At 52.5% G+C, this 26,858-nt stretch carries 21 protein-coding genes; 18 read left to right on the top strand and 3 right to left on the bottom strand.

Annotation, left to right across the window (positions count from 1 at the left end; all coding sequences use genetic code 11):
* Positions 1–20 precede the first annotated feature (20 nt).
* The 3 genes from purB to DW757_RS08585 all read left to right on the top strand — a co-directional run bounded on the left by purB (position 21) and on the right by DW757_RS08585 (position 4,054).
* Entirely contained in the window at positions 21–1,451 is a 1,431-nt protein-coding gene (purB, locus tag DW757_RS08575; protein WP_118751513.1) for an adenylosuccinate lyase, read from the top strand.
* Between the two features lie 224 nt (positions 1,452–1,675).
* Positions 1,676–2,593 (top strand): LysR family transcriptional regulator, encoded by a 918-nt coding sequence (locus tag DW757_RS08580; RefSeq protein WP_087383551.1) that lies wholly within the window; start codon positions 1,676–1,678, stop codon positions 2,591–2,593.
* A gap of 183 nt (positions 2,594–2,776) precedes the next feature.
* Positions 2,777–4,054: an adenylosuccinate synthase gene (locus DW757_RS08585; protein ID WP_015573893.1), complete on the top strand. Its 1,278-nt coding sequence runs from the start codon at positions 2,777–2,779 to the stop codon at positions 4,052–4,054.
* A gap of 132 nt (positions 4,055–4,186) precedes the next feature.
* On the opposite strand, the gene DW757_RS08590 is transcribed toward DW757_RS08585, so the two are convergent.
* Positions 4,187–4,492: a hypothetical protein gene (locus DW757_RS08590; RefSeq protein WP_021965733.1), complete on the bottom strand. Its 306-nt coding sequence runs from the start codon at positions 4,490–4,492 to the stop codon at positions 4,187–4,189.
* A gap of 337 nt (positions 4,493–4,829) precedes the next feature.
* Between DW757_RS08590 and DW757_RS08595 the strand changes: the two genes are divergently transcribed.
* The 3 genes from DW757_RS08595 (at position 4,830) to DW757_RS08615 (ending at position 8,233) form a co-directional block, all read left to right on the top strand.
* Positions 4,830–6,146 (top strand): N-acetylmuramoyl-L-alanine amidase family protein, encoded by a 1,317-nt coding sequence (locus tag DW757_RS08595; protein ID WP_243033538.1) that lies wholly within the window; start codon positions 4,830–4,832, stop codon positions 6,144–6,146.
* A 492-nt stretch (positions 6,147–6,638) separates the two neighbouring features.
* On the top strand, positions 6,639–7,130 hold the full coding sequence (locus tag DW757_RS08610; protein ID WP_008396124.1) for a sigma-70 family RNA polymerase sigma factor: 492 nt from the start codon (positions 6,639–6,641) through the stop codon (positions 7,128–7,130).
* Complete coding sequence (locus DW757_RS08615) at positions 7,127–8,233, top strand: DUF3298 and DUF4163 domain-containing protein (RefSeq protein WP_087383560.1); 1,107 nt, start codon at positions 7,127–7,129, stop codon at positions 8,231–8,233. Before DW757_RS08610 ends, DW757_RS08615 begins: the two co-directional genes overlap by 4 nt.
* A gap of 151 nt (positions 8,234–8,384) precedes the next feature.
* Here DW757_RS08615 and abc-f read toward each other — a convergent pair whose 3' ends face one another.
* Complete coding sequence (gene abc-f, locus DW757_RS08620) at positions 8,385–10,454, bottom strand: ribosomal protection-like ABC-F family protein (protein ID WP_118751491.1); 2,070 nt, start codon at positions 10,452–10,454, stop codon at positions 8,385–8,387.
* A 396-nt stretch (positions 10,455–10,850) separates the two neighbouring features.
* Here abc-f and DW757_RS08630 point away from each other — a divergent pair, with 396 nt between their 5' ends.
* The 9 genes from DW757_RS08630 (at position 10,851) to DW757_RS08670 (ending at position 20,551) form a co-directional block, all read left to right on the top strand.
* Positions 10,851–11,528: a redox-sensing transcriptional repressor Rex gene (locus DW757_RS08630; RefSeq protein WP_008396117.1), complete on the top strand. Its 678-nt coding sequence runs from the start codon at positions 10,851–10,853 to the stop codon at positions 11,526–11,528.
* The gene (gene acpS / locus DW757_RS08635) at positions 11,525–11,905 is read left to right on the top strand and encodes a holo-ACP synthase (RefSeq protein WP_008396114.1); all 381 of its coding nucleotides are present in this window, start codon (positions 11,525–11,527) and stop codon (positions 11,903–11,905) included. Before DW757_RS08630 ends, acpS begins: the two co-directional genes overlap by 4 nt.
* A gap of 29 nt (positions 11,906–11,934) precedes the next feature.
* Positions 11,935–13,473, top strand: a complete 1,539-nt coding sequence (locus tag DW757_RS08640) for a bifunctional ADP-dependent NAD(P)H-hydrate dehydratase/NAD(P)H-hydrate epimerase (protein WP_008396112.1) — start codon at positions 11,935–11,937, stop codon at positions 13,471–13,473.
* A 133-nt stretch (positions 13,474–13,606) separates the two neighbouring features.
* A complete protein-coding gene (alr, locus tag DW757_RS08645) occupies positions 13,607–14,866 on the top strand; it encodes an alanine racemase (protein WP_021965373.1) in 1,260 nt (419 codons plus the stop codon).
* 141 nt (positions 14,867–15,007) lie between these two features.
* Positions 15,008–15,355 carry a type II toxin-antitoxin system PemK/MazF family toxin gene (locus DW757_RS08650; protein ID WP_021965372.1) on the top strand — a complete coding sequence of 116 codons (348 nt, stop codon included), beginning with the start codon at positions 15,008–15,010 and terminating at the stop codon, positions 15,353–15,355.
* A gap of 264 nt (positions 15,356–15,619) precedes the next feature.
* On the top strand, positions 15,620–16,999 hold the full coding sequence (locus tag DW757_RS08655) for a hemolysin family protein (protein ID WP_008396106.1): 1,380 nt from the start codon (positions 15,620–15,622) through the stop codon (positions 16,997–16,999).
* Positions 17,000–17,166: 167 nt separating this feature from the next.
* Positions 17,167–17,895: a YebC/PmpR family DNA-binding transcriptional regulator gene (locus DW757_RS08660; RefSeq protein WP_008396103.1), complete on the top strand. Its 729-nt coding sequence runs from the start codon at positions 17,167–17,169 to the stop codon at positions 17,893–17,895.
* Between the two features lie 220 nt (positions 17,896–18,115).
* Complete coding sequence (locus DW757_RS08665) at positions 18,116–19,438, top strand: chloride channel protein (protein WP_347559978.1); 1,323 nt, start codon at positions 18,116–18,118, stop codon at positions 19,436–19,438.
* Positions 19,439–19,633: 195 nt separating this feature from the next.
* Positions 19,634–20,551: a GH25 family lysozyme gene (locus tag DW757_RS08670; RefSeq protein WP_347559979.1), complete on the top strand. Its 918-nt coding sequence runs from the start codon at positions 19,634–19,636 to the stop codon at positions 20,549–20,551.
* A 167-nt stretch (positions 20,552–20,718) separates the two neighbouring features.
* Here DW757_RS08670 and DW757_RS08675 read toward each other — a convergent pair whose 3' ends face one another.
* Positions 20,719–22,179, bottom strand: coding sequence for a nicotinate phosphoribosyltransferase (locus tag DW757_RS08675; RefSeq protein ID WP_118751516.1), 1,461 nt, complete (start codon positions 22,177–22,179; stop codon positions 20,719–20,721).
* 278 nt (positions 22,180–22,457) lie between these two features.
* On the opposite strand from DW757_RS08675, the gene DW757_RS08680 reads away from it, so the two are divergent.
* The 3 genes from DW757_RS08680 to DW757_RS08690 are packed head-to-tail and all read left to right on the top strand — an operon-like array spanning position 22,458 to position 26,768.
* On the top strand, positions 22,458–24,062 hold the full coding sequence (locus DW757_RS08680) for a response regulator (RefSeq protein ID WP_118751493.1): 1,605 nt from the start codon (positions 22,458–22,460) through the stop codon (positions 24,060–24,062).
* On the top strand, positions 24,059–25,804 hold the full coding sequence (locus tag DW757_RS08685) for a sensor histidine kinase (RefSeq protein WP_118751494.1): 1,746 nt from the start codon (positions 24,059–24,061) through the stop codon (positions 25,802–25,804). Before DW757_RS08680 ends, DW757_RS08685 begins: the two co-directional genes overlap by 4 nt.
* Entirely contained in the window at positions 25,791–26,768 is a 978-nt protein-coding gene (locus DW757_RS08690) for a substrate-binding domain-containing protein (RefSeq protein WP_008396091.1), read from the top strand. Before DW757_RS08685 ends, DW757_RS08690 begins: the two co-directional genes overlap by 14 nt.
* Positions 26,769–26,858 lie beyond the last annotated feature (90 nt).

Genomic DNA, 26,858 nt, shown 5'->3' on the forward strand with positions numbered 1-26,858 from the left:
GGAAGAATGAGGTAAAATCTATGTATGACAGATATGTGAGCCCTCTTTCGGAGCGCTATGCAAGCAGGGAAATGCAGTATATTTTCTCCCCGGAGAAAAAGTTTTGCACATGGAGGCGCCTTTGGGTGGCTCTGGCTGAGGCGGAGCATGAGCTGGGACTTCCGGTGACAGAGGAGCAGATTGGTGAGCTCAGGGAGCATATGGAGGATATCAACTTCGAGGTTGCAAAGGAGAGAGAGAAGGCAGTGCGCCACGATGTAATGTCCCATGTATATGCATACGGAGTGCAGTGCCCGAAGGCAAAGGGAATTATCCATCTGGGAGCAACCTCCTGCTATGTGGGCGACAATACAGACATTATCATTATGACAGAGGCTCTGAAGCTGGTGAGAAAAAAGCTCATCAATGTGATGGACGAGCTGGCAAAATTTGCGGACAGATACAAGGCGCAGCCTACTCTGGCCTTTACCCATTTCCAGCCGGCGCAGCCGACGACTGTGGGAAAGAGGGCAACGCTCTGGCTGATGGATCTGAAGCTGGATCTGGACGATCTGGATTATCTGATCGGCTCTATGCGCCTTCTGGGTTCCAAGGGAACGACAGGAACTCAGGCCAGCTTCCTGGAGCTGTTCGACGGCGATCATGAAAAATGCCGTGAGCTGGATAGAAGAATTGCCGAGAAGATGGGCTTTGAGGGCTGCTACCCTGTTTCAGGCCAGACCTATTCCAGAAAGGTAGACAGCCGCGTGCTGAGCGTGTTAGCGGGAATTGCCCAGAGCGCCCACAAGTTCTCCAACGATATCCGTCTGCTTCAGCACTTAAAAGAAGTGGAAGAGCCCTTTGAGAAAACTCAGATCGGTTCCTCTGCCATGGCTTATAAGAGAAACCCCATGAGAAGCGAGAGAATGGCGTCTCTGGCAAACTACGTGATGTCAGACATGATGAATCCAATGCTCGTTGCTTCCACCCAGTGGTTTGAGAGAACCCTGGACGATTCTGCCAATAAGCGTCTGAGCATTCCGGAAGGCTTCCTGGCAGTTGACGGAATCCTGGATCTCTACTTAAATGTAGTGGACGGTCTTGTGGTATATCCAAAGGTAATCGAGAAGCGCCTCATGGCCGAGCTTCCGTTTATGGCGACAGAGAATATCATGATGGACGCTGTGAAGGCCGGGGGAGACAGACAGGAGCTTCATGAGAAGATCCGCACTCTCTCTATGGAGGCCGGAAGAAACGTAAAGGAAAAGGGTCTGGACAACAATCTGCTGGAGCTGATTGCAGCAGATCCTGCCTTCAACCTGACACTGGAGGAACTGAAGGAGACCATGGATCCGTCCAGATACACAGGAAGGGCAAAGGAGCAGGTGGAGGAGTTCTTAAGTGAGGTAATCCGCCCGATTCTCGATGAAAACCGGGAAATCCTGGGAGTGAAGGCGCAGATCAACGTCTAGGCGGCCGTCCGGACAGGAGAAGATGAAAACAGAGACTGATTGACGGAATCAGAATCATAAAAGAGGGACTGCAGGAGCCTGCCGTAGGACATACGGCAGGCTTTCAGAGTTTCCGGCTTACTACACTGCAGGCATCAGGAGAAAAGAGAGACAGGAAGAGAGCAGAAGAAAGCAAGAATTCTGTTTCATATAAAGCAGATTCTGAGAAACAAAAGGAGGGGCTGTTGAACGTAAATCTTGAATATTACAGGGTATTTTACCAGGCTGCCGTGACCGGCAGCATTACGCTGGCGGCAGAGCATCTTTGCATCTCCCAGCCGGCTGTGAGTCAGGCGGTCAGGCACCTGGAGGGGGAGCTTGGAACAAAGCTGTTTTTGCGCACCCCCAAGGGCGTGAGGCTGACGAGAGAGGGGGAGATGCTGTACGTCTACGTAAAGAGGGGAATTGAGAGTATCCGGGACGGGGAGGAGATGCTCAAGCAGCTGAAATGCCTTGATACGGGAGTGATCCGGATCGGCGCCAGCGACATGACGCTGCAGTTTTACCTCCTTCCTTACCTGGAACAGTTTCATGAGCAGTATCCTAAAATCAAGGTGATGGTTTCCAACGGGCCGACTCCGGAAACCATCGATGCGCTGGAAAATGGGGGAATTGACTTCGGAATTGTCAGCACGCCTTTTGACGAGAGGAATGGGCTCTGCTCCACTCCGGTCAAGGAGATAGAAAATATTTTCATTGCCGGAAACCGCTTCCGGGGAGAGCTTGAGGGCAGGGAACTGGAATATGGGGAGCTGCAGCACTATCCCTGCATTTTTTTGGAAAAGAAAACCAGCACCCGCCGGTTTATGGACAGCTGCCTGGAGAGAGAGGGCATCTGCCTGGAGCCGGAGTTTGAGCTCGCCACCAGCGATATGATTGTGCAGTTTGTAAAGCGCAACCTGGGAATCGGCTGCCTGATGTCAGAATTCGCCGGGGAGGCCTTAAGGCAGGGAGATGTGTTTGCCCTGCGCTTCAGAAAAAAGATGGAGAAGCGCAGCTTCTGCCTGATTACCTCCTCTAAAAATCCTCTCTCACCGGCAGCCCAGAAGCTTTTGAAGGCCCTGCGGGAGGGTACTGAAAAAGAAGAGAAACAACATAAATAGAAATTATAAAGAATATAATTAATATTGATTTTACTTATATGGAAAAATTATATATAATATCGAGGTAGTATGGTTTGCTTCTGTTTTTCGGAAGCAGCGGGCTACGCAGCAGATCCCCCGCGCCAGGGGGTATAAAAATAGTCGTCTACATGAGGAAGATGACGCCCGGAGAGGAGAAAGCACATGGTAAGAGCAATCGTTGGAGCAAACTGGGGAGATGAAGGAAAGGGCAAGATCACAGACATGCTTGCCAAGGAATCCGATATTATCATCCGTTTTCAGGGTGGAAGCAATGCGGGCCATACAATTATCAACAACTATGGCAGATTCGCGCTTCATCTGCTTCCGTCCGGCGTATTTTATGATCATACGACAAGCATTATCGGCAACGGAGTTGCTTTAAATATTCCGTTTTTATTTAACGAGATTGAGGACATCAAGCAGAAGGGCGTGCCGCAGCCGAAAATTCTGGTTTCTGACCGCGCTCAGATTCTGATGCCGTACCACGTTCTGTTCGATGCGTACGAGGAGGAGAGACTGGGAGGAAAGTCCTTCGGCTCCACAAAGTCCGGAATTGCCCCGTTCTATTCTGACAAGTATGCAAAGATTGGATTCCAGGTCAGCGAGCTGTTTGACGAGGAGTATCTCTACGATAAGTTAAAGCGCGTCTGCGAGATGAAGAATGTGCTGTTAGAGCACTTATATCACAAGCCGCTGTTAAATCCTGATGAGCTGTTTGAGGAGATGAAAGAGTACAGAAGGATGGTTGAGCCTTATGTATGCGACGTTTCCTCCTATCTGCACGAGGCGATCAAGGAAGGAAAGAATATCCTTTTAGAGGGACAGTTAGGCTCCCTGAAGGATCCGGATCACGGTATTTACCCGATGGTTACCTCCTCCTCCACTCTGGCAGCCTACGGCGCCATCGGAGCAGGCATTCCGCCTTACGAGATCAAAAATATTACAACAGTTGTCAAGGCATATTCCAGCGCCGTGGGAGCGGGAGCCTTTGTCAGCGAGCTGTTCGGTGAGGAGGCAGACGAGCTGAGACGCCGCGGCGGAGATAAGGGAGAATTTGGAGCTACTACAGGCCGTCCAAGACGTGTGGGCTGGTTTGATGCAGTGGCTACCCGCTACGGCTGCCGCATCCAGGGAACTACTGAGGCAGTTCTGACAGTTGTGGATGTGCTGGGATACCTGGATGAGCTGAAGATCTGTGTTGGATATGAGATCGACGGAAAGGTTACAAGAGACTTCCCGACCACCCTCAAGCTGGAGAAGGCAAAGCCGGTTTACAAGACTCTGCCCGGCTGGAAGTGCGACATCCGCGGAATTAAGAGCTATGAAGAGCTTCCGGAGAACTGCCGCGCGTATATTGAGGCTATTGAAAAGGAAATTGAGGTTCCGATCACCATGGTGTCAAACGGCCCTGGCAGGGATGAGATCATTGTGAGAAAATAAGGAAGGCTTAATTTGTTCGTAAAAGTCTGGATAAAAGAAAGTCTGGATAAAAGAACAGGAAGAGAAAAAGGATTCCCGGGACTGCATATATGCTCCCAGGCATCCTTTTGTCTATTTATCTGAGTTCTCTTTTCAGACAGATTTCTTCTGCCCGGACTGCCGCTGCTCCGGATGTTCTGCTCCGGCATTCTCTGCATCCTTCTCATTCTCTGAGGGCCTGTCGGCGGAATTTTTCCAGGAGACTCCGGGAGAGCCTCCGTTTTTCAGAAGGATTTCATAGCCATAGATTACAGCAGGAACTACGATGGTGCAGAACAGGGCAGCCATCAGCAGATCCAGGGATCCGGGGCTTCCGATAACTGCCAGGACGAGAGATGCCCCGTAGAGAAACAGGATAATAAAGACACCGGCCAGGGCCAGTATGCGCCGCAGATTCATAAAAACCGTTCCTTTCATCTGGTGAGTTCTGAACATCTTTTCAGCCGCTGCCGAAGATTTCTCCAGCAGGCTGCCGGCAGATGCCAAAATTGTAATATTTATTATAAATGATGTAAGAATTTTTCGCTATACTTTTCCGACGGATTCATTTAAAATAAAAGCAGAGACTAAGCGTTTGTACAGGGCCTGAGAGGGCCCTGTTTCCCAAATTCCGCAAAAAATCTGTCTGCGTGCAGTGAGGGATTTTTCGTATTAACTGCCGTATGCCTGATTCGGAGGATGAACGGATTTTTGCAGAGCGGACTTGTTTTGGCATCAGAAGAGGAGGAGTGGCATCTTGAGAAGAGCGGTGATGGCTGTGTATCTGGCCTGCCTGATGGCAGCCGGCTTTTCAGGCAGCGCCATGGGAATGCCGGCAGGGCAGGAGGAGAGCGCAGCACATGACAATGAGGTAAAAGACGAACAAGAAGAGCTGGAAGCGGAAAAACAGGCTGACTCCGATGAAGGTGCAGAGGACGGGAGCCAGCAGACAGAGGAGACTCCTCCAAGCATAGCGGGAACATGGACAGGAGAGGAGGCAGACAGCCGCTACAGGCTGGAAGACGGCAGCTTTCTCGAGAAGAGCTGGCTGCTTTACAGGGGAGACTGGTACTACCTCGATGAGGATGGCTATCCCGCTTTGGGGTGGAAGAAGATTCGGGGCGACTGGTATTATTTCGGCGAGGAAACTGGGAAGATGGCTGTGGGCTGGGCCTACAGCAGCGAAGAAGATGAATGGTATTACCTGAACGAGGATGGGACGAGAAAGACCGGCTGGCTGGAAGCAGGAGGCGAGTGGTACTGGTTTGACTCCGACGGAATTATGTATGACGAGGGCTGGAGGATGGTAGACGGCCATAAATATTATTTTAACAAGAACGGCCAGATGGCAGCCAGCCAGTACATTGAGATGAACTACTACGGGGCAGACGGACTGAGAGATGCAAGGTATGATATCATAATCCAGGGAAAGAGAAAGCCTACACAGGAGGAGCGGCAGCAGATCACAGAGGCGATGGAGAATGTGCCGCGTCAGTGGATGGAGCGGTTCGTGGAATCCGGCTGGGAGCTGATGTACTACACGGACCGGAAATATTTTGAAGCTCCCATGACGGACGAGGGCATCTACTATGTGCATCACAAGACAGATGCCAACTACAAAAAGCTCAAGTTTACAGAACCTTCCTCTCTGACCAGGGCCTTCGGGGAATATGTAGCCCATGAAACGGGAAACGACGGAGAGAAAAATGTATTTCTGGCGGATCTCTACCTTTTGCTGGACAACATCCCATCGGCATCACGGCTGCCATCCTATTTTGACGACGACTCCGGAGCCTGGTTTGGAATTCTGTTTGAGAATTATGTGAATCCGGAGATCCGAAGCGAGATGAAGATTTTCGATCCTCAGCTGTGCAGTTTTATGGCTCAGACGCTGAATGTCAGCTTAGAGGGGCAGAGACCCTCTGTCTGGGAGATGACAGAGGAAGGGACAGAAGAGTACCGGGATATCGGAGGAAGAGGACCGGCCTATGATCCGGATCTGAATCCGGCTGTTAAGAGGGCACAGGAGGCGGCCGGAAAGGAGAGCCGGGAGGAAAACGAGGAAGGCCGTTAGGAACTGGGGAAGGGCTATGGCAGATGCAGCCTTTTTGAAAACAAAATCAGATATTGTAAGGCAGGCCCTCTGCAGAAAGGGAACGAGAGATGTTCTGATTCTGCAGAGGGCTTCTTATATACCAGGAAACTTCGTTCCCTGTTATATAAAAACGCTCCGCGGGGATCGCACTGCGGCGGAAAGGAAATTGCCGCTTTTGCGGCCCGCCGCAGGCGGAGAATCCTGCAAAGCAGGATTCTTTGTTCTATACCAGGAAACTTCGTTCCCTGTTATATAAAAACGCTCCGCGGGGATCGCACTGCGGCGGAGAGGAATACGGCTGCTTTGCAGCCCCGCCGCAGGCGGAGAATCCTGCGAAGCAGGATTCTTTCTAATATCATAAAAATCCCTGTTTTCCCAACTTTTTAACGGGTTTTTGCATCTATTCAATAAGGGAGAAGAGCAGACAGGTCTTTGGCGGCCGGGGAAAATAAAATTGGAAAGGCAGAGAATATGGGACAGAGCATATATGACAGTACAGTTGCCTACATTCTGGAAAACCAGAACCGGTTTTACAGACTGGCGTACAGCTATGTGGGTGACAGAGAGGCGGCGCTTGATGTGGTGCAGAACGCGATTCTGAAGGGGCTTGAAAAGTGTGAAACCCTGAGGAGCACAGATGCGCTGAAAACATGGTTTTACAGGATCGTAGTGAATGAATCTCTTCAGCTTCTGAGGGACAGAAAACGGGAATTGCCTTCCACGGACGGCGGCGTGTTCGACCGGCCCTATACGGAGCCGGCCTACGATCGGGAGAGAGAGGTCTATGAAGCGGTAAAAAAACTGCCGGAGCCGGGAAGAACAGTGGTAGTTCTTCACTACTACGAGGAACTGACCTTAAAGCAGATTGCAGAGATCACAGATGCGAATCTGAATACAGTCAAGTACAGGCTGTACTCATCGCTGGAACGTCTGAAAAAAGGATTAAAGGAGGGAAGGCCGTGAGACCCGAGGATGGAAAGAAAGTATATGATCAGATTGAGATACCGAAGGAGCTTGAGCTGACAGTCAGGCGCTCTGTAGAGGAGGCAGCCAGAAGGAGAGAGGCACGCCGGAAGGAAGAGGCGGAGAATTCCGCTGAAAGAGACAGACGGGAGGAGAAAGATCTGGAGAAGAGAGGTCCGGAGAGGACAGGTCTGGAGATGGAAAGTACAGAGAAGGATCCGCTGACAGAAAAGCAGGAGGAAAAACAGGGACGGCAGAGACAGAGGAAAAATGGGGCACGCAGTCCGATCTACCGTCTGCTCCGGCGCACTGCCGCAGCCGCAGCGGGAGTGCTGATCGCGTTTACCGTAGGGCTCAACACGAACCAGGCTTTCGCAGAAAACATGAGCCGAGTTCCAGGACTGGGCTTTTTGGCCAGTGTTCTGACTGTGCGCTCTTACCATGAGTCTGAGGGAGATTACAATATTCACGCAGAGGTACCGGGAATCATGCAGAGCCAGGAGGAAACAGGGAACCGCTCTTTACAGGCAGATAAAGTGAACGAGGAGATTGAACGGATTGCAGACAGCTACATGGCAGAGGCAAAAGCGGAATTCGAGGAGTACAAGGAAGCCTTTTTCGCCGCCGGAGGCACAGAAGAGGAGTGGAATAACCGACAGATGAATATTTCCATCGACTATGAAGTGAAGTATCAGGACGAGGCCGTGCTCTCCCTGGAGCTCACGGCCTTCAAGGGGTGGATCAATGCCAGCGAGGAACGCCACTATTACAACCTGGATCTTTCAGAGGACAGGGAGCTGACCCTTCAGGATGTACTTGGAAGCGGCTATGTGGAGCTCTGCAATAAAGAAGTGGTGCGGCAGATAGAGGAGCGCATGGCGGCTGATGAAAATCAGATCTTTTTCGGATTCGGCAGAGCGGGAGATATGGCAGAGGGCTTTACCACAGTAGATGAGAATACAGATTTCTACATCAGCGGAACCGGGGAGGTGGTTCTCGTATTTCCGGAATACTCTATCGCGCCCGGTTATATGGGAACTACAGAATTCACGGTAGGCCCCATGGTGAAAGACGGGATGGGGGGAGACAGGAAAGAGAAATAAAAAATAGATAAAAGAAATAAATAAAAGTAAAAGAAACAGCGGATACCGCCGGCAATTCTCCCTTCCGGGAGATCATGCCGGCGGTATCCGCTTAGCTGAGGGGCAGCTGCAGACTCAAAGATAAAAGTTCCTCCGGTTATAAAGCTGAAAATCAGTCCTCTGCCAGCTCTTCCCAACGCTCATACAGCTCCTCCAGTTTTTCGGAGATAGACTGCTTTTCCGAGTTTAATTCCATGAGCTTTGCCACATCGGAGAAGATCTCCTCCTCGCAGAGGAGGGCATCGATCTGTGCGTCCCTGGTTTCCAGCTCATGGATGGCATCCTCTGTCTTTTTCAGCTCGTTCTGGCGTTTGCGAAGGCGGGCCTGCTCTTCCTTCTGCTGTTTCCAGTCTGTCTTTCCGGCAGAGGAAGGAAGTGGAGCTGCTTTTGCAGCGCCTGCCCATGGCAGGGAGGCGGCATTGACGGCTCCGTCTGCGGTGAAGGATACGGAACCGGCCGCCGTGCTTTTGGCGCTTCCCTGGAGAGGCAAACTGCCGGCATCCTTCTGTCCGGCAGTGCCAGAACCTGCATTTTTTGCAGCGCCATTTCCGGCGCTGCCGGTGAGAAGCTGTTCCATGGTGTCGCGCTTTTCCAGGTAATAGTCATAATTTCCAATGTAGTTGACAAGGGTGTTATGGGTCAGGTCCAGGATTCTGGTGGCGGTCCGGTTGATGAAATAGCGGTCGTGAGACACGTAGAGGACAGTTCCTGTGTAGTGGTTCAGGGCATTTTCCAGAATTTCCTTGGAGGTAATATCCAGGTGGTTGGTGGGCTCATCCAGGATCAGAAAATTGGCCTCAGAGAGCATGAGTTTAGCCAGGGATACCCTTCCCTTCTCGCCGCCGCTCAGATCTCCGATGAGTTTGAACACGTCTTCTCCTGTGAAGAGAAAGGCAGCCAGGACATTTCGGATCTGGGTATTGTTCATGCCAGGATAAGTGTCCGACAGCTCCTGAAACAGGGTCTTCTCATTGTGGAGGACGTGGTGTTCCTGATCGTAGTAGCCGATGTGGACGCGGGAACCGAGGCGGATTTCGCCGGAATCCGCCGGGACAATGCCGTTTATGATCTTTAAGATCGTGGTCTTTCCCGTTCCGTTGTTTCCGATAATGGCGATCCGCTCTCCCCGCTTGATGTCAAAGTCCACACCAGAGAAGAGCTGCTGCCCGTCAAAGCCTTTTGAAAGGCCGCGGACAGTCAGCACATCGTTGCCGCTCTGGATGTCAGGCTCTAAGGTGATGTTCATGGCATCGTTGACCTCTGTGGGCTTCTCGATTCGCTCCATTTTGTTCAGGAGCTTTTCGCGGCTTTCTGCCCGCTTGATAGATTTCTCCCGGTTGAAGGAGCGCAGCTTGGTGATGACCTCCTCCTGGTGGCGGATCTCCTGCTGCTGGTTTAAATAGGCCTTTAAAATATTGGCCCTCAGCATGGCCTTTTTCTCACTGTAGGCAGAGTAATTGCCCTGGAATACAGTGGCCTTTCCGTTGTCCAGCTCCACAATCTTTGTCACCACCCGATCGAGAAAATAGCGGTCGTGGGCCACGATGATGACCGTTCCCTGATAATTCAGCAGATAGTTTTCCAGCCAGGCGATGGATTCCATGTCCAGATGGTTGGTGGGCTCGTCCAGCAGGATGATGTCGGGCCGCGAGAGAAGGAGCTTTCCAAGGGAAACTCTGGTTTTCTGGCCTCCGGACAGGGTACAGACAGGCTTTGAAAATTCCTCCTCCTCAAAGCCCAGTCCTTTTAGAACGCCGTTAATCTCGCTTTTCCAGGCGTAGCCGTTTGCAAGCTCAAACTCGTGGCTCAGGCGGCTGTAAGTCTGGTAGAGTGTTTCCAGCTCCTCACCGGCGGAGTGCTTCATCTCAATTTCCAGCTGCCGGATGCGCTCCTCCATCTCAATGACAGGGCGCTTGACCTCCAAAAGTTCGTCGTAGATGGTGCGGCTGCTGTCCAGATCCTGATGCTGGGCCAGATAGCCCAGGGTTTTTCCCTTTGTCACAACCACGGTTCCGTCGTCCGGGGCAAGCTCCCCGATTATGATCTTTAAGAGTGTGGATTTTCCGGCGCCGTTGATTCCAACGATGGCGGCCTTTTCCCGTTCCTCTATATGAAAGGACACCTGCTCTAAGACAGAGTCTGTCCCGAAGGATTTTGTGATATTGCTGCATGATAAAATCATGTCCTGCCTCCTGATGTAGTAAATAGTATTGCTGTTAAGCAGCGCAGATGGATGCCTCAGGAAACCTGCCCGAAAAAGTCTGAGGGCCTGTCTCACAGCGCAGGAAGCGGCCGGCGTCCAGGTGTTCCTAGAGAGCGGACCGGGACAGCAGAGGCATGCAGTATGCGGCTGCAAAATCTGTGACAAGTATAATATAAGAAGGAAAGTTTTGCAAGAAGCTGGAGGGGAAAGAGACAGAGGCCGGCAGAAAAATTTCCGGCAGAAAGCACGAAAATCCCCTGTTTTATTTGACAATAATTTATCATATGATATAATAGTAGATAATGCCGCTTTCTGGAAAATGACGAATATGGAATAAAAGCGGCGTGTCTGAGAAAAGGAAGGTGAAGAAAAGCCGTGGAACAGAAACAGATTTCCAAGGCAGTGATCTCAAGGCTGCCGAGGTATTACAGATATTTAGGTGAATTGCTGGAAGAGGGAGTGGAGCGGATTTCTTCAAACGAGCTGAGCGTGAGGATGAAGGTAACTGCCTCCCAGATTCGTCAGGATCTTAACAATTTCGGGGGATTCGGACAGCAGGGGTATGGCTATAATGTAAAGTATCTCTATTCAGAAATCGCCAGAATCCTTGGGATTGACAGGCAGCACAACCTGATTATCATCGGAGCGGGAAATCTGGGACAGGCGATTGCCAATTATACCAACTTTGAACGCCGTGGTTTCCTGATTAAGGGAATGTTTGATGTGAACCCGAGGCTGGTAGGGCTGGTGGTGCGCGGAGTGGAAATCCGCGGCATTGAGGATCTGGAGCAGTTTATTGCAGATAACGATGTTCAGATTGCCGTCCTTACGATCCCGAAGTCAAAGGCGGCTGAGATTGCCGACCGCCTGGTAAAAGCCGGAATTAAGGCAATCTGGAATTTTACCCACACAGATCTGGCTGTTCCCGATGACGTGGTGGTGGAAAATGTTCACCTGTCAGAAAGCCTGATGCGCCTGTCTTACCGTGTATGCAGGATGCAGGACCAGAAGGAAAGGGAAAAGAATTTCGCGAGAGGGAAAGACGGGAAATGATAGCAGGTGTTGGGACAGACATGATTGAAATAGGACGTATCAGGAGGGCCTGTGAGAAGGAGGCCTTCCTGACGCGTGTATACACGCAGGAAGAGTGCCAGCAGGCCGGGGGAAATTATGCCCGGTTAGCCGGCACTTTTGCCGTTAAGGAGGCAGTGGCCAAGGTGCTCGCCACCGGGTTCAGGAGCTTTGGACCGGCGGAGATCGAGGTGCTCAGGGACAGCCTCGGAAAGCCGTATGTAAGGCTCTATGGAGGGGCCAGGGAGCTGGCGGACAGGCTTTCCATAAAAGAAATCCATGTATCGATTACCAATACGAAGGATTACGCCGTAGCCTTTGCCGTGGGCGAGGGGGCAGAGAAAAAAACGGCAGAATAGAATGAATGCCGTGGAGAAGGAGGAGCAGCATGAAGAGGCTGGTGACAGGTGCTCAGATGAAAGAGATTGACAGGCACGCCATTGAGACAGTGGGAATCCCGTCCCTTGTTTTAATGGAGCGTGCGGCTCTCTCTGTGGTTGAGGAGATGGAGCCTGAACTTTTCAGGGAAGATCGGATTTTTGTGGCCTGCGGAACGGGGAATAACGGAGCAGACGGGGCGGCCATCGCCCGTATGCTTTTTCTGAGGGGGTACAATGTGACAGTTCTGACGGCCGGAAGGCAGGAGAGCCGGACAGAGGAGCTGAAACTGCAGCTTGCCATCGATGAGAGGATCGGAATTTCCGTCATGGAGGCAGAGGATTTCATCCCAGGCAGCTACGAGGTAGCAGTGGACGCGCTGTTTGGAGTGGGACTTTCCAGAAATGTGGAGGGGCCGTACCGGAATGTCATAGAGATGATCTGCGGGATGGCGCCGCGCCTTACGGTGGCAGTGGATATTCCGTCAGGAATTCATTCCGACACGGGAAGAGTGATGGGCCGGGCTGTGAGAGCAGATTTGACAGTAACCTTTGGGTTTGAAAAGCTGGGACTCGTTCTGTTTCCGGGAAGGGATTACTGCGGAAGGGTGGCCGTGAAGGATATTGGATTTCCTCCCTGCCCGGACGTCTGCCTTGGGGAAACCAGATTCGTTACCTTTGACAGGGAGGACCTTAAGAAGGTTCCGGCAAGGCGCGCCTATTCCAACAAGGGGACCTATGGGCGTGTCCTGATTGCCGCAGGTTCGCCGGGAATGGGAGGAGCCGCCTATCTGAGCGCCCTTGCCGCTTACCGCACAGGGGCCGGACTTGTAAAGATTCTGACGCCCAGGGAGAACTGCCAGATTCTGCAGACACTTCTGCCGGAAGCGATTCTGTCTGCCTACGACAGGGAGGAGGCCATGGAGGAGCCGGAGAGCTTCGCCCTTCAGATTGAGCGGGAGTGCGGCTGGGCGGACGCTGTGGTTCTGGGGCCGGGTCTTGGAAGAGAGCCCTGGGCAGTGCGGCTGGTGCAGCAGATTCTGCTTTCCGCCTTCGTTCCGATTGTGCTGGATGCTGACGGACTGAACATTGTGGCTGAGAATCCGTCGCTGTCGGAATACTTTACAGAGAATGTCATTGTCACGCCTCATGTGGGGGAGATGGCCCGTCTGACAGGGATGGAGATCGATGAGGTGAGGGAACATCTGGTGGAGACCGCCGTTTCCTACAGCGAAAAGTATGGGGTGATAACGGTTCTGAAGGATGCGGCCACCGTGGTGGTCAAAAAAGATGAGCCGGTCTATATTAATAAAAGCGGCTGTTCAGCTATGGCCAAGGCCGGTTCCGGGGATGTGCTGACAGGGGTGCTGGCCGGACTGATTGCCATGGGAATGGAGGAAGGGGAGGCGGCGCCCCTGGGCGTTTACCTTCACGGGCTGGCAGGAGAGGCTGCTGCAGCGGAATATGGCATGCACAGCGTGCTGGCGGAGAATCTGGCAGACTGTCTGATGAGGGTGTCGGAGCCGGAGAAAAGAAAAAGGGAGCAGTGAGCTTTGGATACTGCAGGCTGCCTGAGCTGACGGGAGGTGTGCTGCAGAATATCTGCAGAAAAGAGACAGGCCCCGTGCCGTCAGATGCAGGGCCGGGGCCAATGGAGATGACAGCTGGAAAGAGGGGACAAAAGTGAAAACTGAAAATATGAAGATCCGGGAAAACAGACCGGAGGAAGGCGGAAGCGACCGGATCTGTGCGCTGATCCATCTGGATCGGATTGAGCAGAATATGAAGGAAATAGCGGCAGGGCTTCCGGAAGGGACAGCGGTGATCGGAGTAGTCAAGGCGGACGGCTATGGTCACGGGGCGGCGGAGACAGCGGCGGCCATTGAGCCCTATGTGTCGGGATATGCGGTGGCTACGGCAGACGAGGCTCTGGAGCTTAGAAAAAGCGGTGTATCCCTGCCTGTCCTGGTGCTGGGAAGCGTCAGGGACAGCCGGTTCAGAGAGCTTCTGGCGGCGGACGTGCGGCCGGTGATTTTCGAGGAGGAGACGGCAGAGGCCTTTTCCAAGCTGGCCGGGGAGGCTGGAATCAGGGGCAGCGTGCATCTGGCAGTAGATGCGGGAATGAGCCGGATCGGCCTGAAGCCGTCGGAGGAATCCCTGGAGATGATCGACCGGATCAGCAGCCTTCCGGGACTTTTTATCGAGGGGCTGTTTACGCACTTTCCGAGAGCGGACGAGGAAGACAAGGCGGTGACGAAACGGCAGTTTGAGGATTTCCGCAACTTCGCGGCTCAGGTTTCGGAGCTTTTGACGAAGAAAGAGCCGGGGAGGAAAAAACTGATCTGCCACTGCATGAACAGCGCGGGAATTATTGATTCTCACAGGATGCCGGAGGGAATGGAGATGGATGCCGTGCGGGCGGGAATCTGTATATACGGCCTCTATCCCTCCGGTGAGGTGGACAGAAACAGGATCCGCCTGCTTCCTGCCATGGAGCTTAAAAGCTATATCACCTATATCAAGGAGATTGAGCCGGGGACGGCTGTGAGCTACGGCGGGACCTTTGTGGCCCGGCGCCCCATGCGGGTTGCCACTGTCTGCGCAGGCTACGGGGACGGCTACCCGAGAGGCCTGTCGGGCCGGGGAGAGGTTCTGATCCGTGGAAAGAGGGCGAAGATTCTGGGCCGCATCTGTATGGATCAGTTTATGGCTGATGTGACCGAAATTCCGGAGGCAGAAAAGTGGGACACCGTCACACTCGTGGGCCGGGACGGGAAAGAGGAGATCACCATGGAGGAGCTGGCCGCACAGTGCGGGGGCTTTCACTATGAGATCCCATGCCTGATTGGAAAAAGAGTTCCCCGCATCTATGTGAGGGACGATAAAAAAGCAGAGGCCGCCTTGGATAGGGGAGGCCCCACGGAAGAGAAAAGAGAGGACTGACGCAGAAAGCCAGGAACAGAGTACGCCAAAGAGCCATATGATAGATAGGGAGAGGAAGCAATCTTTCCGCAGATATGTGAATACCCGCCAAAAAAAGGGTAATACTAAGGGTATAAACTGGAATGACGGAGAGTGAGTTATTTGATTATAAGAAGAGGCGATATCTATTATGCGGATCTGAGGCCGGTGGTCGGCTCCGAGCAGGGAGGCGTGAGGCCGGTTCTGATCATACAGAATGATGTAGGAAACAAGCACAGCCCTACGGTGATCTGCGCGGCAATAACTTCAAAGATGAATAAGGCGAAGCTGCCGACGCATGTAGAGCTAAACACCAGACGCTGTGATATGGTGAAAGATTCTGTAATTCTTTTGGAACAGCTCAGAACCATCGACAAGCAGAGACTCAGAGAGAGGATCTGCCATATTGATGACGAACTGCTGGAGAGGGTGAACCGGGCGCTGATGGTCAGCCTTGAGCTGAATACATAGGCGCATGTATCCGGAGAGCTCTGTAAGAAACGACAGCCAGGCCGCAATGAAAGACTGAGGAATACAGTTGACGGGCCGGGGCTGCAGGTGTATATTGGCAGAATGAGGCAGAAAGCCATTCTTCTGCCCGGGCTTTACAGGACTGCAGACACGCAGGGAGGGGGCAGAGGAGCTTAAATTCTGCCTTTTGCCTGTTCATGCGAAGGAGAAAACGCCAGGGAAGAATGGGCAGAAGGACAATAACAAAGGAGAGGATTAAGAGCTATGGACGATGGGAACTGGCCCCTGAGTATTTTGATTTTTCTGGGCTTTATTCTGATGGACGGGATGCTTTATGGATTTGGAGCGGCGATTCAGCATCTGAATTCAGGAACGCTGGAAAAGGAGGCCGGGGAGGGCAATAAGAAGGCTGAAAGACTTCTGGCCGTGCTGGAGCGCCCGGCAGAGTTTGTGAACACAGTTCAGATTGTGACGAACCTGATAGGACTGATTTCAGGAGCAGTGATTCTTAGACAAGCCGGCGCTTTTCTGGAAACAATGATACATAAAACGGGACTCAGGATGGAGGAACCCTGGACAGCCCTTGCGACGGCGGCGGCAGCGGTTGTGCTTCTGGCTGTGCTCATCAGCCTTGGAATTGTCATTCCAAAGCGTCTGGCCAGCCGGAAACCGGAAAAGTGGGCATACCGCTTTCTGAGGGCAGCCGGGCTGGCTGTGCTGATTTTTAAGCCATTTGCCGGGCTGGTCTCAGGCCTTTCGTGGCTGATTCTGTACCCTATGGGAGTCGGGCTGCACGATAAAAGCGACAATGTGACAGAGGAGGATATTATGCTCATGGTCAATGAAGGGCATGAGCAGGGCGTCCTGGAAGCCGATGAGGCGGAGATGATCACGAACATTGTGGAGCTGGGGGACAAGCAGGCCGGAGATATTATGACAAGGCGCAGAAATGTGGCGGCGCTTCCCGCTTCCATGACTCTGGGCGAGGCAGTGGATTTTATTCTGAGGGAGGGAATCAATTCCCGCTTTCCTGTCTACGGGGAGGATATTGATGACATCAGGGGAATCCTTCATCTGAGGGATGCCGTGGCCTGTGCCCAGAGCCAGGAAAACAGGGGAAAGCAGATTGACCAGGTAGAGGGACTTCTGCGGACAGCCCATTTCATCCCGGAAACACGAAATATAAATCCGCTGTTTAAGGAGATGCAGTCCCAGAAAATTCATATGGAAATTGTGGTGGATGAGTATGGGCAGACAGCCGGGATTGTCACGATGGAGGACATTCTGGAGGAGATCGTGGGAAACATTCTGGACGAGTACGACGAGGATGAGGAGATGATTTCCAGGAGAGAGGACGGCAGCTTCGTTTTTGACGGCCTGACGCCTCTGGAGGATGTGTCAAAGGAGCTGGGCCTTGCCTTTGACGGGGAGGACAGCGAAAATTTCGATACCCTGAACGGCTTTCTGATCTCCCGTCTGAACCGGGTTCCCAGAGAGGGCGAAACCCCGCAGGTGCATTACGGGGGCTATCTGTTCCAGACTATCTCTGTGGAAAACAAGGTGATCCATTCTGTAGCGGTGATTCCCGAAGGGGAAAACGGACTGAGGGAAAAGCCGGAACCGGGGGCGGACCTTCCCTTATAGGGAGGCAGTTTTTTGAGATTGCGGCTTGTCAAGGCCTGATTTTAGTGATAAAATAAAAAAGATTGTGAGCAAAATTCTGTGCTGCTGCGGCCTGTCCGGACCGCACTGGCAGATGAAAAGTAATATGTATTGTCACGGAAAGAATTCATAAAAAGAGGAGTGTTATTATGTCTGGACATTCAAAGTTCGCCAATATTAAGCACAAGAAAGAGAAGAACGATGCGGCGAAGGGAAAAATCTTTACCGTTATCGGGCGTGAGATTGCGGTTGCTGTAAAGGAAGGCGGAGCTGATCCGGCCAACAACAGCCGTCTGCGCGATGTCATTGCCAAGGCGAAGGCCAACAATATGCCGAACGACACGATCGAGAGAGGAATCAAGAAGGCTGCCGGCGATGCGAACTCTGTCAACTATGAGGAGCTTACATATGAGGGATATGGCCCGAACGGAGTGGCAATTATTGTCACAGCTCTGACTGACAACAAGAACCGTACAGCAGCCAATGTGAGAAGCGCCTTCACAAAGGGCGGCGGAAACATCGGCGCACAGGGCAGCGTTTCCTTTATGTTTGACAAGAAGGGACAGATTATCATTGACAAGGAAGAGTGCGACATGGATGCCGACACTCTGATGATGGAGGCTCTCGACGCAGGAGCGGAGGACTTCGCAGAGGAGGCGGACAGCTACGAGATCGTGACGGATCCGGATGATTTCAGCGCAGTCAGGGAAGCTCTCGAGGCAAAGGGAATCCCCATGATGGAGGCTGAGGTCACCATGATTCCTCAGACATGGGTGGAGCTGACTGACGAGGAGTCCATCAAGAAGATGAACCGTCTGCTGGATCTCTTGGATGCAGATGACGATGTGCAGGCGACCTACCACAACTGGGACGAGTAAGGCGGACTGCCGGTGTCCCCTGCAGAGGGCTGCATCAGAACTCTGTGAAAGCGCCGGAGGGCGGAGAAGAGACCCCGGCTGTCAAAGCAGGGGCGGAGAAGACGGAAGAAATCAGGCTGCGGCAAAGGGAAGAGGATTTCCCACTTTGCCGCAGCTTTTTGTGTGACGGTGCAGGAGATAAAATACACGCCGCAAAGAGATAAAATACAGGCCATAAAAAATGCAGGCAGAAGGGCGGCAGACGGGAGGAACAAATGAGCGGGAAGAGAGCGCAGGAAAGGAGACAAAGGCAGGCCAAGAAGAGGCGAAGGAGGCAAAGGATCGGGGGATAAGGGATATGGCCGTTCTGATTCTGGCGGCTGTGCTCGGAATCCTGGTGGGAGCAGTCACAGGGGCTCTGGATGCTCTGTTTGGCCGCGTTCTGCTGGCAGTTACAGCCTGCAGGATGGAATACGGGACCATTCTCATTCCGCTTCTTGCCCTGGCGGGCGTGCTGAGCGTATATCTCTACAGAACCTTTGGAGAAAAATGCGCCAGGGGCATGGGGCTTGTATTTGAGGTGGGCTTCGGGACGGAGAAGGAGATTCCGCTGCGGCTGATCCCCCTTGTGACAGGGAGCACCTGGCTCACCCATCTGTTCGGAGGAAGTGCCGGGCGGGAGGGAGTGGCGGTACAGATAGGAGCTGCCGTATCTCATGGGATGTTTGGCCGTCTTCCTTTTAAAAACAGCTCGCGGATATTTCTGGTAACAGGGATGGCTGCCGGATTTGCAGGGCTGTTCAGAACACCTCTCGCAGCCGTCCTCTTTGCTGCCGAGGTGCTGTGGGCCGGCAGGCTGGAATACAGGGCCCTTGTTCCGGCGCTGACAGCCTCGTTTACTGCCAGCGCCGTGTCTGGCGCTCTGGGACTTGAAAAGTTTGTCTTTCCGGTGGAGAGCCTTAACGGCGGCGGCCTTTCCTTTTCCACCGTGTTTCTGCTTCTCGGGGCAGGGCTGATTTTCGGCACAGTAGGGGGCGCCTTTGCCTGGACGCTGGGGAGACTTAAGAAAGGGCTGGGGGAAGCGGTGAAAAACCCTGTTGTGCGGATTGCGGTCTGCAGCGCGGGACTCAGCATTCTGCTTCTCTTATTTTACGGCGGACGCTACTGCGGGCTTGGGACAAACCTGATCGAGGGAAGCCTGAGCGGAGAGGATGTGAAGGTGTTCGACTGGATACTGAAATTTTTCTTTACTGCAGTTACGATTGCAGCAGGCTTTCAGGGAGGAGAGGTCACCCCTCTGTTTTCCATCGGAGCCAGCCTGGGAGCCGCTCTTTCCCTTATCCTCCCCCTGCCGCTTCCGCTTTTGGCGGCTCTGGGATATGCCGCTGTCTTCGGCGGAGCTACCAATACCTTTCTGGCTCCGGTATTCATCGGGGCAGAGGTCTTTGGCTGTGAGCTGCTTCCCTGCTTTTTCATTGTCTGTGCGGCAGCGCGGCTGTGCAATGGGGGACAGTCGATCTACAGCCTCCAGAGGAGAGAACAGTGGGAACAGCAGGAGAAATGAGCTGAAACAGAACAATAGAAGTAAAGGGCGAAACGAGGAAGCCTCTCGTTGAAAACAGCAAAAAAGTAAGAAAATTGTAAAAAGACGGGAATTGATTCCGCAAGTGCATGTGCTATACTTAGATGAGAACAGTCTGAAAAGCAGCCGGACACAGGCTTTTTGCCTGGGGGAAGGCAGATGAGAGGAGAGGAAAAGATGCAGTACAGAAAGAGAATGCGCACCCTGTGGGCGGCCGTTTCCGCGGCAGTCTTTTGTGCGTCAGCGCCGATGACAGTCCAGGCGGCGGCCTTTGAGAAGGAAAACGGCCAGTATGTAAATGCTGAGGGAACCGCTGTGGAGGGAGCGCTTTTCCGCGGAGTCAGCGTTTCAAAGTATCAGGGAGAGATTGACTGGGCAGCCGCTGCCGCAGATGATGTGAGCTTTGCCATGATCCGCATGGGGTATCTGGACAGCCTGGATCCGACCTTTGACGCCAATATGAGGGAGGCGGCGGCATCCGGAATCCAGACAGGAGTGTATCTCTACTCCCAGGCCCTGGATGTGGACCGGGCAGTGAAGGAGGCTCAGTTTGCGGTCCGGACGGCAAAAGACTACAGGGTATCCTATCCGATCGCCATGGATGTGGAATCTGCCTATATCTCCGGCCTTTCCAGGCAGGAACTGACAGATATAGTCAACGCTTTCTGCCGGACTGTGGAGGAGGCCGGCTACCATCCGGTGGTATTCGGCTATAATGACTGGCTGGTCAATAAGATGGATACGAGCCAGATTCCCTATGATATCTGGTATGCCAGATACGGAACTGTCAATACGTATCCGAACCGCACCATCTGGCAGTGTACGGACAGCGGGACAGTAGACGGGATTGAAGGCCCCGTATGTCTGGAGCTGGCATTTACCGACTACAGCCAGGTGATTTCGCCGGAGGGCTTTAAGAAAATTGACGGAAGCTGGTACTATTTTAAGGATTATGCAAAGACTGACGGATGGGTGCAGGCAAACGGAGTCTGGTATTATCTCGATCCGGAGGATGGAGGCAGAATGGTATCTGACTGCTGGAAGGAGATTGACGGGCAGATGTACCAGTTTGACGCCAGCGGAGCCATGCTCTAAAACAGAAAAAGGAAGTGGTTTTGGCCGATACCTGAAGACGGGAGGCGAAACTGCTTCAAAAAAGAGGCCGGATGCCCGGGGGAAAATGAGGGCATCCGGCCTCTTTCGCGACCCGCCGCAGGCGGAGAATCCTGCGAAGCAGGATTCTATTTTATACGGCTTGCTGATCAGTCATTATAGTGATAGCTGTCAAGGAGCTGGTTTTTCATGTGCCACAGCTCATTGGACAGATCCACATGAACCTCATGAGGATTGATCAGACGTCTGGACTCATCCCAGAGAGTATTCAGCTCTCTCTGACAGTAATCGCGGATCTCCATGACCTTCGGTGAATGGTACACGCATTCGCCGGACTGGAAGACAGGAACAAGCAGCTCGCGCATCGTATAGGTGCCCGGAGCCAGGTGAGTCTTTTTCCAGGTCTCGATGGGATCAAACAGCAGCAGGGACTTGTTTTCGTCGTAAACCTCATCTGCCAGACAGATCAGGTCGGCGATTATCTTGCCGTCGTTCTTTCCGTAGATGCGGTAGATTGCCTTATTGCCGGGATTTGTCACCTTCTCCGTATTCTCCGACAGTTTGATCTTCGGTATAAACTTTCCGGTGTCTCTGTCTCTGATAGCAGCCAGCTTGTAGACGCCGCCGAAGGAAGGGCAGTCCTTGGAGGTAATCAGGTTTGTCCCGACGCCCCAGGAGTTGATGGTGGCTCCCTGCATTTTCAGGCTGTCAATGAGATACTCGTCCAGATCATTGGAGGCGGAGATAATCGCATCGGTAAAGCCTGCTGCGTCCAGCATGGCCTTGGCCTTTTTGGACAGATAGGCCAGATCGCCGCTGTCCAGACGGATGCCGTATCCCTTTAACGGAATGCCGGCCTCCCTCATCTCCGTAAACACGCGGATCGCATTGGGCACGCCGGAATTCAGCGTATCGTAGGTGTCGACTAAGAGGATGCAGGCGGAGGGGTAGAGCTTGGCGTAGGTGCGAAAGGCGGTCAGCTCATCCGGGAAGCTCATGATCCAGCTGTGAGCGTGAGTTCCCTTCACCGGAACGTCAAACATCTGTCCGGCCAGCACGTTGGAGGTTCCGATGCAGCCGGCAATCATGGCAGCTCTGGCTCCGTAAATTCCGGCATCCGGCCCCTGGGCGCGGCGCAGTCCAAATTCCATGATGCCGTCCCCGCGGGCTGCATGGATGATGCGGGAAGTCTTGGTGGCGATCAGGCTCTGGTGGTTTACAATATTCAGGATAGCCGTTTCCACAAGCTGGGCCTGCATAATCGGCGCGATTACCTTGATAAGGGGCTCCCTGGGAAAGATCACGGTTCCCTCCGGGATGGCATAAATATCCCCTGTAAACTTAAAGTTGCGCAGATAGTCAAGAAAATCCTCCGTGAACAGGCCTGTGCTTCTGAGGTAGTCCACATCCTCCTTTTCAAAGTGGAGATTTTTTATATATTCGATCACCTGCTCCAGTCCCGCACAGATGGCAAATCCGTTTCCGTCGGGATTATTTCTGTAGAAGGCGTCAAAGATGACCATCTCGTTGGCATCCTTCTCGTGAAAATAGCCCTGCATCATGGTAAGCTCGTACAGGTCTGTCAATAAAGTAAGGTTTCGTGGCTCCATAGCGTTCTCCTTGTAAAAATTTGTAGAATAGTATGTGTTAATTGCGTAAAAGTATATCATAAAATGTAAAAAATGCAAAATGAATTGACAAAAAAATAACAAAACAGAAAAGAAGAGAGGCAGACGCGGCTTTGTCAGTCTCAGAACGCTTGCCCTTCTTCCTCTGCCTCCGCTCTCCTTATTTGCCGGCTCCAGGTATTTTTCTATACATTCCCCGCCTTTTGTGATAAAATAACAGGAAAATGCAAAGAGAAAATCAACGGAGGGCACAGGGATTTATGTATACAGTAGTAGTTGCAGATGATGAGGAGGAATTGAGGAGAGCCATTATCCGCAGGATTAACTGGGAGGAAATTGGATTTCAGGTGGTGGGAGAGGCTGAAAACGGGATTGAAGCCCTGGAGCTGGTGGGGGAGAAGGAGCCGGATCTTCTTCTCACGGATATACGGATGCCGTTTATTTCCGGCGTGGAGCTGGCCAGGCAGGTCAGAGAGATCCGTCCAGCTACACAGATCGCATTCCTCAGCGGTTTTGACGATTTCTCTTATGCCCAGCAGGCGATTCAGTACAATATTATCAGCTACATGCTCAAGCCGATCTCCATGGCGGATTTGACAGAAAATCTCATTCAGATTAAGCAGAAGATCGACCGGCTGTTCTCCGAGTTTGCCGAGCGCAGAAAAAATGAGATCAATATTTCGGAATTTCTTCTTCCACTTCTGTTAGACAGCTTTCAGATGGCCAGCACGCCGGAGAGGGAGCAGATGCTGAAAGCTCAGGCACAGGCCTGCGGCATGATAAAGCCGGAGAGCGAGAGTATCCGGTATCTGGTGACGGCAGTTACTTTTCGCGACGAAAATGGAAACAACTGCACAGAGCACAGCCATGTTCATGCAGTAGATACCATTTTGAAAAAGTATATCAAATATGAGAGCTTCTTTCTGGAGGACAAGATTGTATCCGTGCTGTGGAGCACACCGGCATCCTTTGACAAGTATCTGCACATCCTGGCAGACGACATTGTCCAGAGCTCTGCCCGTATTCTGAATCTGAGGTGCAGCCTGGGCGCCAGCCGTGTAGTCCAGGGTTTTACGGATCTGTCTGAGGCCTACAGGGATGCGGTCAATGCCATGCGCTACGCAGGCAGGAGCGGCCAGGGCGGAGTCAGGTACATTATAGATGAGGAGCCGTTTTCCGGCGTGGACATGGACTATGTGATGAAGGTGGTAGCAAACATCGAAGAGAAGATAAGGGGAGGAGCCAGGGAGGAGCTGGAAAGCTATCTGTGGGAGGTGTTTGGCTGCCTGAAGGACGAGAACAATTCCAGGGAAAAGGTCAACTTTATGCTGGTGGAAATTCTGTCCTGCGTCTGCCGGATCATGTATTCCATGTCAGCCGAATCTGATGCAGCGGCTCTGAAGGCAGATCCGTTTATGCAGCAGATGGCCTTTCTCGACAGCTCCCTGAAGGATGCTTCAGAACATTTTGTTCATTTCTGCATGGCGGCCAGGGATCGGATCGCTGAGCATAAGACGAAGAGCAGCATGGATATATGCGACAGGGCGATTCGCTATATTGAGGATAATTATTCTAACGCAGACCTGTCTTTAATGTCAGCCAGCACGGAGATTGGCGTGAGCCCCAATTATTTAAGCGCCCTGATAAAGAAGCGTACGGGAAACAGCTTTGTGGATTATCTGACAAAAAAGAGGATGGAGACGGCCAAAATCCTGCTCTTAAATACGGCAATGAAAATCCGCGAGGTGTCGGAGGCCTGCGGCTACAATGACCAGCACTATTTCAGCTACTGCTTTAAAAAATATGAGGGAGTTTCGCCGAACATGCTGAGGCGTCAGCTTACCCAGGAGGAGAGGCAGGCATGAAAAAAGGGGAGAAAAGCAAGAAAAAGCGGGCCGGAAGCAGTTTCAGCAGCGCCGGCATGATGGCCGCCCTGGTGGTGTCCATGGTGTTTGTGTGCCTGCTGGCGGGAATGATCATCTTCGTCACCACCTACCGGCACTCGATGATCCAGAATGTGAAGACATTCAGCGATCAGGCGGCTGTTCAGGTTGTCAATATCGTGGACAATTATATGGACGACATCAACAGCTCTCTGGAACTGATCAAAAATCTCTTCGCAGAGGGCGGGGTAAAGATGGACGAGAGCTTAAACAGCATGGTTGACATGCGCACAGACGTGGCGGCAGTCACCACCTATGATCCCGATGCAGGAGAGCTGACAGGCGCGTGGACAGGGAGGAAAACGTTCAAGGATCACCCGCTGAAAAATCTGTCCTTTGACCCTCAGACAGTACCGGGACCTGGGGAAATCGTAATATCAAAGCCCCATGTGGAAAGCCTTCTTCTCAATGAGTATCCGTGGGTGGTCTCTATCTCAAGCCTGGTGGAAACGAGGGATAAAGGGGAGCAGATTGTAGTTCTGGACTCCCGCTTCTCCCAGATAGCCAGCTACGTGGACAATGTGGGAGTAGGAAACCACGGATACTGCTTTATCATAGACAGGCAGGGAAACATCGTCTATCATCCTCAGCAGCAGCTTATCTTTGCCGGACTGAAGGAGGAGAATACGGCGGACATGGCCCGGCGTCCTGACGGTACCTATGAGGAGAGCGGGGTCATTTACACCATACATACAAAGGAAGGGAGCGACTGGCGCATCGTGGCAGTCAGCTTCGTGGATGAGCTGATAGAGGAGCGGCTAAAGAGCTGCGTGCTTCTGCTGGCTGCCCTGCTCATGGCAGTGCTGACGGCCACCATTATCAGCAGCATTGTGCTCTCCCGCTATATTTCCAGGCCGCTTCTGAGCCTGAATAAAGCCATGGGAGAGTTTGAGGCCAATGCGGAGGGCTTTTCCTATGTGCCCGCCTACGGAAGCAGAGAGGTCACGTCTCTCTCACACGCCTTCGGCCATCTCGTTATACGGATTCAGGAGCTGATGAACCAGGTGAGGAAGGAGGAGATTGCTCTGAGAAAAACAGAGCTTCGCGCGCTCCAGGCCCAGATTAACCCTCATTTCCTGTACAATACCCTGGATTCCATTGCCTGGATGTGCGAGGAGGGGAGAAACGGGGATGCTGTGGAAATGGTGAACGCCCTGGCCAGGCTGTTCCGCATCAGCATCAGCAAGGGGCACGAGCTGATTCCGGTGGAGAAGGAGGTAGAACACGCCAAAAGCTACCTGCAGATTCAGAAATTCCGCTATAAAAACCAGTTTCAGTACAGCTTTGATGTACAGGAGAGCTGTCTGTGCTATTACTGCAATAAGATCACTCTCCAGCCGATCATTGAAAATGCCATCTATCACGGTCTGAACCGGATGATCGATGAAGGATTCATTGAAATCCGCATTTATGAGGACGGGGATGATGTGGTCTTTACTGTGGAGGACAATGGAGTCGGCATGACAAAGGAACAGTGCGACAGGATTCTCCACCGGGAGGTAAAGGGACAGACGGGAGGCATCGGAATCAAAAACGTCAATGACCGGGTGAAAATATACTTTGGCGAGCAGTATGGAATAACCATAGAGAGCGAGCTGGATGAGGGAACCAAAGTTTCCATCCGCATGCCGAAGGTGAAGGAGGAGATTTATGAAACACGCTAGAAGGATAAAAACAGTCTTTCTTCTCCTGCTTGCGGCTGTGATTGCTCTGCTTGGAGGAACGGCCGCCCATATGAGCCGCAGGCAGGAGAGATACCAGGTGGCAATGATTGTGAAATCCACAGAGTCCGCATTCTTTCAGTCTGTGTTTGCGGGGGCAGGCGCGGCTGCAACGGAATACAATGTTTCACTTATTACCGAGGGACCGGAATCGGAGGAGGATTACGCAACACAGAACGAGATGATCTATAAGGCTGTGGAAAACGGAGCCGACGCCCTGGTGATTTCTGCCGTCGATTTCAATAAAAATGCCGAGGCTGTAGACTGGGCTGCAGCCAAGGGGATTCCTGTGGTAGTTATAGACAGCGATGTGAACAGCAGCGCAGTTAAGTTCCGCATCGGAACGGACAATGAGGAGGCTGGGAGAATGGCCGCCCGGGCCGCCCTTGACGGAACGGACGGGGAGCTTTTTATCGGGATTGTAAACTTTGACGAGAACACGGCCAACGGCCAGCAGCGGGAGCAGGGCTTCCGGGAGGAGGCAAAAAAGGACAGCAGGGTAAAAGAAATTGTAACGATCAATGTGCCCTCTGCCATAGATGACACGAGGGCTGCCACGAAGGGCCTGCTCTCGACCCATCCGGAAATCAATGTGATTACCACGTTCAACGAGTGGACAAGCCTTGGCGTGGGCTGGGCTATCCGGGATCTGAATAAGAAGGATGACATAAGCGTGGTGGCCTTTGACAGCAATGCTGTTTCTGTGGGAATGCTTGAAACGGGGGAGGTGGATGCGCTGATCGTGCAGAATCCCTACGCCATGGGCTATCTGGGAGTGGAGAAGGCCTGGGAAATTTTAAGCAGAAGAGGCGTGGAGGGCGATAAGCTCGACACGGAAACCACCCTTGTGACGAGGGAAAACATGTTCCTGGATGAGTACCAGAAGATTCTGTTTCTGTTTGACTGACAAGCGCCTGTCTGCTCTGCACCGTCTTTAAGCGCTTTTTAAGCAAGCCTTGACTTTTTAATGGAAACTGTTTACAATAATAGCGGTATA

Source organism: Clostridium sp. AM29-11AC (assembly GCF_003480545.1).
GTDB lineage: Bacteria > Bacillota > Clostridia > Lachnospirales > Lachnospiraceae > Otoolea > Otoolea saccharolyticum_A.